10 protein-coding genes are annotated in these 8,557 nt (G+C 40.9%); 5 read left to right on the top strand and 5 right to left on the bottom strand.

The features are described from left to right. Positions 1-312: alpha/beta hydrolase (locus tag JXA84_01485; GenBank protein MBN1149873.1), on the top strand; the 312-nt coding region annotated here is incomplete at its 5' end. Positions 313-822: 510 nt separating this feature from the next. Here the strand turns inward: JXA84_01485 and JXA84_01480 are convergent. The 3 genes from JXA84_01480 to JXA84_01470 are packed head-to-tail and all read right to left on the bottom strand — an operon-like array spanning position 823 to position 3,055. Next, a complete protein-coding gene (locus JXA84_01480) occupies positions 823-1,776 on the bottom strand; it encodes an aldo/keto reductase (GenBank protein ID MBN1149872.1) in 954 nt (317 codons plus the stop codon). 27 nt (positions 1,777-1,803) lie between these two features. Then, positions 1,804-2,118: a superoxide dismutase gene (locus JXA84_01475; protein ID MBN1149871.1), complete on the bottom strand. Its 315-nt coding sequence runs from the start codon at positions 2,116-2,118 to the stop codon at positions 1,804-1,806. Positions 2,119-2,143: 25 nt separating this feature from the next. Then, the gene (locus tag JXA84_01470) at positions 2,144-3,055 is read right to left on the bottom strand and encodes an aldo/keto reductase (GenBank protein MBN1149870.1); all 912 of its coding nucleotides are present in this window, start codon (positions 3,053-3,055) and stop codon (positions 2,144-2,146) included. Between the two features lie 177 nt (positions 3,056-3,232). Between JXA84_01470 and JXA84_01465 the strand changes: the two genes are divergently transcribed. Further along, a complete protein-coding gene (locus JXA84_01465; GenBank protein ID MBN1149869.1) occupies positions 3,233-4,126 on the top strand; it encodes an AraC family transcriptional regulator in 894 nt (297 codons plus the stop codon). 389 nt (positions 4,127-4,515) lie between these two features. Then, complete coding sequence (locus JXA84_01460) at positions 4,516-4,959, top strand: hypothetical protein (protein MBN1149868.1); 444 nt, start codon at positions 4,516-4,518, stop codon at positions 4,957-4,959. A 72-nt stretch (positions 4,960-5,031) separates the two neighbouring features. Here the strand turns inward: JXA84_01460 and JXA84_01455 are convergent, their stop codons facing one another. Further along, complete coding sequence (locus JXA84_01455; GenBank protein MBN1149867.1) at positions 5,032-6,171, bottom strand: ATP-binding protein; 1,140 nt, start codon at positions 6,169-6,171, stop codon at positions 5,032-5,034. 139 nt (positions 6,172-6,310) lie between these two features. Between JXA84_01455 and JXA84_01450 the strand changes: the two genes are divergently transcribed. Further along, on the top strand, positions 6,311-6,637 hold the full coding sequence (locus JXA84_01450; protein MBN1149866.1) for a hypothetical protein: 327 nt from the start codon (positions 6,311-6,313) through the stop codon (positions 6,635-6,637). A gap of 53 nt (positions 6,638-6,690) precedes the next feature. On the opposite strand, the gene JXA84_01445 is transcribed toward JXA84_01450, so the two are convergent. Continuing rightward, positions 6,691-7,356, bottom strand: coding sequence for a TetR/AcrR family transcriptional regulator (locus JXA84_01445; GenBank protein MBN1149865.1), 666 nt, complete (start codon positions 7,354-7,356; stop codon positions 6,691-6,693). A 221-nt stretch (positions 7,357-7,577) separates the two neighbouring features. Here JXA84_01445 and JXA84_01440 point away from each other — a divergent pair. Beyond that, positions 7,578-8,557, top strand: a 980-nt coding sequence (locus JXA84_01440; protein ID MBN1149864.1) for a hypothetical protein, incomplete at its 3' end; no start/stop codon positions are given.

Raw genomic sequence — 8,557 nt, 5'->3', positions numbered from 1 at the left:
TCATGGGTTGTTGACCATTTAAAGTATATAACCAGGAAAAGCAAACCTATAGAAGCTTTGGATTTATACTTGCAGTTGAACGAAAAAAATATCCATTCAGAACTTGTGAGGCAAGACGTTTTGATTTTAACCGGCAGGAACGACCATTTGATTCCCTTTAAAATGCACGAAATGCAGTTAAAAGCTTTGGTTAATGCAAAATCCGTTACTGGAAGAATATTTACAGAAGTTGAACATGCAGAGAATCATTGCCAGACAGGTAATTTTGAATTGGCTCTCAAAACAATGTATGAATGGATAGAAAGCAAATAAAAAATACCGGCACTAACACGCAAAATAAAAATTGCAGGGACAGCAGTTTGTTCAGCACCCTGCCTCGTCTCAGCATCAGTCACGTTGGATACGAACGTAGCTCGTGCTCTCCATCGAATTCATACCGCCACACGTCAGACATAATAATAAATAATAATTTTAAGGAAGGGTCTATGAGCTTATATCAAAAAATGATTAAGTTATTTGTATCATCAAAAACTTTTTCAAAAATAAAATCGGAATCCAGTGAATGGTATTTTAAATGTGACTGTGGTAATGAGTTTAGTATTTGGGATACAGGCGGCATAAGATATAAAGCAAAAGGTAATCCAATAAAAGCTGCCAGATGTACTAAATGTAATAAGGTCGCTGTGAGAAAATCATACAAACGATAAAAAGTCACAAATCTGCACCGTTGGCTTCAAGACCTGAAAAATACCTTCGATATATAAATTTTAAAAGGTATCTGTCTTTACGTTTAGAGAAGCTCAAAACTTGAATAGTTTTTCATCAGTACCGATCGCCCGCTACGCCATGATTGATAAGTGATTCAAGACGGTTCAGGTGTTCAGATCCAAGAGTTATATCCTGTGACGCCCAGTTTTCCTCCAGGCGTTCAATTCTCCGCGTCCCCGGTATCGCTGCCGGGTGTACGTCGCGCGCGAGAAGCCATGCCAGTGCGACTTGAGCCGACGTGGCTCCAATCTCTTTTGCGATATCGGCTACATAATCTGCCAAACGGATGTTTTTGGCGATTGCTTTTTCTGTAAATCGCGGATTCTCCAACCTCCAGTCTCCGGGTTCCAGATCGCTTCGCGAACGGATTGCACCTGATAAAAATCCCCGGCCAAGGGGAGCGTAAGCGACAAATCCGATGTTGAGCCGCCTGATTGTAGGCAAAATTTCGGCCTCAACGTCCCTCGACCACAATGAATACTCGGTCTGAAGCGCACTGACAGGATGAATCCTGTGGGCGCGGACGATGGTTTCCGGGTCTGCCTCAGAAAGACCTATATAGCGCACTTTACCCGTCTTCACGAGTTCAGCCATGGCACCGATCGTTTCTTCGATCGGCGTATCGGGATCCACGCGATGCTGATAGTAGAGATCGATGTAATCCGTATCCAAACGTTTCAGCGAGGCGTCGCAACAAGTTTTTACATAATCCGCGCTTCCTATAACACCTTGGCAACTGCCGTCTTTGCCTCTGGAAACTCCGAATTTGGTCGACAGTATGATTTTATCGCGTCGCCCCTTGAGTGCTTTTGACAGTAGGATTTCATTAGTAAACGGACCGTACATATCCGACGTATCCCAGAACGTGCACCCGATTTCTGCAGCCCTGTCGAGAACGTGAAGATTTTGTACTTCTGATGTGGAGCCGTAAAATTCAGACATTCCCATACAGCCCAAACCGATAGCAGGAACACGAAGACCTTGTGAACCGAGATTGACATATTTCATTAATTCCTCCTTATAAAAAGCTGACCGCTATAATTGTTGCGGCTTTTTATAGTCTCTGTAAAGCGTTTCAAAGTAAGAAAATGGTTCAAGTGGAATAATTTCAAAGTCTATTAATTTCTCACGTACAAAAGGCAATTCATCAAGGATTTTCCGGGCTTCCTCGGTACTTATGCATTCAAGAACAAACACTACGCCCAGACGGCGATTCTGCCAATTGTACATTTCCCGCAATGTTCCTTCTTTGTACAGATTCCAGGCGTGCTTCACTTCCGCTTCAAGATAAGGCATTATTTTCTCAGGAGTTGTCTGAGGATCAACCCTGGCGATTGCCAGAACTTTCATATTTTCTCTCCTATTTGTTAAAAACTCATTTGAGGGGAGGAGCGGCTTCCATCGGATCAAGACCATTGGCCGCCCAGGCGAACGCCTGATTCCGATCCAGACCATTCAAACGCTCCATGTCGCTGTCAGGAATCTGGAAATCAAATAAATTCAAATTTTCACGGATTCGCTCTGGCTTACTGCTTCTCGTCAATATACAGTATCCGTGCTGCAATCCCCACCTCAATAACAATTTGGCTTCCGATACCTTGAGTTTTGCTGCGATTTCTTTAGCGACCGACTGGCATTCTTCTTTTATCTGAGCGAGAACTTCCCCGCCCTGTCCTTCTTCGGCCCGCCAGGTTGAAAGGGGAGCAAGCGAGCTATATGCAATCGGCTCGATTGAATTCTTCTTCATGTATATTGTCAAATCAATCCTGGCGCAAAGCGGATGAAATTCAACCTGGTTGGCTTCGGGTTTGGAAAGGCCTGCATCCAGAATCTCTTTTATTCTCTCTTCATTGTAGTTTGACACTCCGATATGCCTGGTAAGACCTGATTTTTTCAGCTCAGCTAAAGCGTTCCACTGTTCCAGCCTGAGTTCCGATAGCGGAGCATGTATAAGGTATAGATCAACATAATCGAGCCGGAGCTGTTTGAGCTGATTTTTCAGCGTTTCAATGGTCTGTTTATATGTCTTTTCAGGCGCACCCCACTGTTTGTATCCGGGAAAAAGTTTGGTGGTTACAAAAATGTCGCCCCTTGAAACACCGGCCGCTTTTATCCCTTTACCGGTGCCCTCTTCATTATTGTAGCCCTCGGCCGAATCAATATGTCTGAATCCGGCTTTAAGCGCCTCTTTTACACAGAATTCTGCCCCGTCAACTGAAAGCTGATAGGTACCAAATCCCGCTACAGGCATTCCCATTCTGTTGCGTGTCGATTTTGATATTTCCATCATTGAAGACCTCCTACGTTGTTCGATGATGGATTTAATTTAAATGATAAATTAATCCTTCGCAATACCTGAACTTGTTAATTATTGCCTAATCCTGTATATTTTCCAATAAATTGTTGTAATATTGGGGTTTTTATAATACACTACTGTTAAATTCAGCATAATTGGCAACAAACGATGAATGAAAATCAGAAAAAATTAATTGAACTTTTTACAGGCATTATGCCTGACGAAACTGTTCTCGCTACTTCAATAAAGGGGATCCAACTATTTAGAATTGAACATTCTTTTCCCCGAACACCTTACGCTTATAATTCCGAGATAATCATATTGGGCCAGGGAGTAAAACAGGTCTACCTTGGAAATGACGTTTATACTTATGACTCTTCTCATTATCTTGTTCTTCCTGTTCCACTGCCGGCTGAATGCCAGGGAAAAACCGAGCCGGGCAAGCCGATACTGGGTCTGACAATTATAATTGACCCGATAGAAGTCGGAGAGATCTTGTTGGATATGGAGGATATCCAGAAAGAAACCCGATCTCTGCCAAAGGGCATATACAGCGCTCCAATGAGTGAGGCCCTTTTTGACGCTACCATAAGACTTTTGCAGGCAATCGCTGATCCTCTGGACAGAAAAACGCTGGCGCCGATGATTAAAAGAGAAATAATCTATCGGGTGCTGCAGGGCGAAAAAGGAGAGATTCTTCAGGCCATTGCTCACCGCAACAGGCGGTTTTTTCAAATAGCAAAGGTACTGCAGAAAATCCATGAGTCGTACAGCAATGATTTTGATATTAAAAAACTGGCAAAAGAGTTAGGAATGAGCAGTTCTACTTTTCACAAAAGCTTCAAGGCGGTGACGGATATATCTCCTCTGCAGTACATAAAAAATGTCCGCCTGCACGGAGCACGAACCCTTATGATCAGGGATGGGCTAAATGCCAACATAGCCGCAATGCAGGTGGGATACGAAAGCTCTTCTCAGTTTAACAGGGAATACAAACGCTTGTTTGGAGTAACGCCTGCAAAAGACGCGACAATTCTTCGCAGACAGCATATGGCTAATTAACTTTTATCTTACAAAGATATTATCTTATCTGGATAATACTGTTTCAAATTAAAATCATTGCACTGTTTGCAGTTTTGAAATGTTGTTCAGATTTATATCCTTAATTCAAATCAAAAAAATTGATAAACATATTTTAGACAGGATTTTTAAAGATTTGGTGTCATAAAAACAATCAGCGAGAAAAAGAACGGCGATCTGAAAGGTGTTTATAAAAAAATTTAAAGTCGAACAAAAATCATATCTTATGGCCTATTGAATGTCAGAAGATGTCCTGTAACTGCTAATGACAGGTCCTCACGAAAATTATTAAAGAGACTTAAAAAGAAAGTAAATTGAATACAAAAAACATCTCAATTAACTATCAGACCGGATTGTGATAAATTACAATTATGAACGAACATTACAGGCACACTCAGATCGGATATTTGATAATCGCAGCCCTGTCATTGCCTATTATCCTTGTCGCTCTCCACATGTATATATTCGGATTTAATCTCTTTTCAATCATCGTACTGATGTTATTTAACATCATACTCGGTCTTTTTGTATCAATGACGACGTACGTCGACGACGAATTTGTCAAGATATGGTTCGGATTAGGTGTTGTGAGAAAAAAATTCCCCCTCAAAGACATAGTGTCCTGCAGGATTGTAGAAAATCCATGGTATTACGGTTTCGGTATACAGAACACACCTTCGGGACTCCTGTTTTCCGTATCCGGAACCGACGCGGTGGAGATAAAAATCAACACAGGACAAACTTTTCGAATAGGAACCGACGAACCGCAAGAACTCGAAAAAGCCATAAATGAAACTCTTGGAAGGAAAAGATAAAAACAGGATAGGACAAAAGATTCTCCCTCGTTTTATGGTGAATGGATTTTGAAGCATAAGCTAAAAAGAGCTTCAACTCTCGAGGATAGACAACAAGTTTCTGAAGGTTTTTTCCAAGGGTAAAATCTCAATTTTATCTTCCCGCAGATATTCGGTACCGCCATAGATTAAATATGCTTTTGATCCCGGATAATCCTTTAAAAATATTTTTAAGTTTTTAATACAATCAGGCGTCAATCTTCTGGTCCTTTTAATCTCAAAAGCTTTAATTCCCCTTTTACCGTATAAAACAAAATCTACTTCGTGTCTGTTGGAAGTGTTCCAGAAATACAAATCATAACCCAATCCGTGATTTTCATTTACTGCCGTCAATTCCTGAAATAACAGTGTTTCGAGCGCAGATCCTTCAATTTCCTCAGGGCTGTCAAGCGGTCCCGATGGCCTCACAGCACGATATACGCCGGTATCAAACAAGAAGAATTTCGGATGATTATAAACTTGTCTTTTTGCTCTTTTCTTAAAAACAGGTATTCTTTGAGATATAAGCAAATCCTCAATTATGTTGAAATAGTTTTCCACAACTTTTCTTTCGACGGAGCTTTCTCTCGCAACCTCAGACATGTTTAATACGGAGCACTGAGAAAAACTCGCCGCTTCCAGAAAACGGGTGAAAGCTCTCATATTTCTCGTCAAACCTTCCTGTTTAATCTCCTCTTCAAGGTATGTCCCAACATAACTTTGAAGGTATTTCTCAGGTTCTCCCCCTTTATACACAGAAGGAAGATTTCCGTATTTTAAGGATTTTTCGATATTAAAATCTTCTTTCAACTCTTCCGCACTCAAAGGGTGCATGTTAAGTTTAATTGCCCTGCCTGCCAACAAATTCGTACCTTTCTTTCTAAGTTTTCGAGGGCTCGATCCCGTCAAAATGAATTTATATCCGCTATTTTCAATTAATCTGTGAACTTCATTGAGCAATTCGGGTATTCTCTGGATCTCATCGACAATTATCCATTCCCTAAACATTTTAGGTATAAATTGTTCAATTCTTTGTGGATTTGCGGACAAGTTTATATATTTTTCGGATTCAAGAAGGTCCAGGTATAAAGCTCCGGGGAATTCGTTTTTAACCCATGTAGTCTTTCCTGTTCCTCGTGGCCCAAAAATAAAGAAACTGCTGTTTTTAGGATAATTTATTATTCTGTTATACATAACTCCATATTATATGATAATTTTGGAATTGTCAAATCCGTTTTATATATAATAAATGGAATTAATGATTCCATTTTATACATTTATTTGGCTGTTTATGGTTTAAACCCTTGTTTTCACTAATTTTGTGAATATATGCTTGACTAAGAGATTTCACAGGAATATTTATAATTATGTTCTGACTGTACCTGCAGTCAGAGAAGAAAGAGGCGGCTATAGCAACTACTGGAAAGTGACGATATCCGATTCAGAAGGAGAATTATTATACACCGACGAAGAAGGATTCCCTGCAAGATTCAATGTCTACTGGACTTGGGACGACTCCGACAGAGCATGGCTCTACAACAGCGACGACGGATGTATTTATTACTGGGAGTATAAGGGCGTCTGGACTAAAACCAAACACGAAAAGAAAACCGATTCTTTGAGAATTCCGGATGATCTTCTGCCCCCGTACGCCGAATAAGTCTTTCTCCTGCTGACAGTAATAATTTTATCTACTCTCTCTTTTTGTCTGCCTTACGTATTTTTGATACCGGCTTTCCGGATGTTTTTCAGGCCTGCTTCTCGATCGACAGTTCGCGCTGTAAAACCGTCTATCATGATTTTCATAAATTCGAAGAAGGATTCTTTTTTCATGTATTTCAGGCAGATAACCTCTTTTAATACCGCCCGCAGAGCAATGCAGAAATAACCCATTGAGCATTCAACATCGATGTCCTTTCGTATAGAACCCTCTTCCTGACCTTTTATGAAAATGTCGCGAAAAAATGTTCTGGCGCTCGTGTTCGGTTCGTAAAACTCATTGAAAATGGACTTTCTCAGCAATTTTAAAGGGATCCCGTAATTGTCGTAGTACAAGGCAAGTTCAAGATAATTCGGTTTTTTTTTATAATAGTTGTAATAAGAGTTTCCGAATATTTCCAGTTTCTTTATCCCTCTGTCGTGTCCGGCGGTCGCTTTTTCCAAGTATTTCCATCTCACAAGGCTCTCTTTCAGAAATAAAATCAGCAGAAGTTCTTCCCTGTTTTTAAAATAAGCGTAGATTGTCTGACGGGTGAATTCCGACGAAACCGCAATTCTTTCCATGGACAGATTTTTCAAGCCATCATTTTTCAGTATCTCTTCCGCCGAATCCAATATATGATCTCTCTTGAATATTTTTTCTTTTTCTTTTCTTGTCAATTAATCCCTCCGGAATTTGAATGTTCAACACATTGTAAGATATATTTGATAGTATGACAAATATTTTTTACATAATAAAATGAATTTTAACAGCCGCTTCCGGATAGACGGCATCATTATCAGTGAAGAAGTCTTTTCAAATCAATACTCTCAATAAACCTACCATATTTACACATTCTGATATAAAATGTATGGATTGTAACTTCAAACGGGAGGGGAAGATGAAAGCAATTATGGTTTTGCTGGGTCTGTTACTGGGAGCTCTGCAATTGTTTTCCGGCCAGATAATGTGGCCCGTTCACCATCAGAGCGAATTTCCGGAAGTGTTGTCTTTTGCCGGCGGAGACGTTGTAAATTATTCCGGACACCCGGTTTGTCCTCCTGGAGCTCCTGACCTGCCGGGCAAAGTTTTAAGATTCAGCATTCCTTTGACTGCTTCTGTTGTCTCGGTTGAAATGACCGATCAGGAATGGGTGTCGCTGGGAATATTCAGTATTTTTCCCAGACAACCCGATGTTCCAATAGGAATCAATCCTTTACCGACCATAAAAAACAATACGATATACGGTCAAAACAATTTTTATCCTGCTGATCCTGTAACCTCTTTCAACACGGGCAATAAATCGGGATTTCAAATAGCCGGAGTCGTCTACACACCTTTCCGCTACAACCCGGTCACCGGCGAACTACAGTTTCTCATGAAAGCATCTCTTGTCATCGATTACGCCGAGGGATTGTCTTATCCGGTTTTTCTTACCGAAGGTCAAATAGAAGTCTATTCCTGGGACGTCGCGGGACTCGTCCTCAACGCGCAGGAAGTCGGTTTTAACGCTCCGCTTGAAAAGGAATCGAGAGACGGCGATATCGAATATGTAATTGTCGCTCCGGAAGAACTGGCACAGTATTTTGAGCCACTTGTCCGATGGAAAAACCAAAAGGGAATCCCTGCAAAAGTTTTCAGCGCCCAGTGGATTTACAGCCATTACCAGGGCTACGACAACATGGAAAGAATCAGAAATTTCGTAAGAGATTACCATCAGAATCACGGACTCATATATCTGGTTTTGGCCGGAGATCAGGATAATTTGGGGGCAAGGTTTATTCACTCTGAAGTCGCGTTTTTCCAGATCTCTACCGACATGCCTTCGGACCTCTATTTTTCAGATATAGTGCCCTACGAAAAAAACTGGGACGCCAACGG

Source organism: candidate division WOR-3 bacterium (assembly GCA_016926475.1).
Lineage (GTDB): Bacteria > SDB-A > SDB-A > SDB-A > SDB-A > JAFGIG01.
This window is presented reverse-complemented; position numbering and strand designations above follow the sequence as displayed.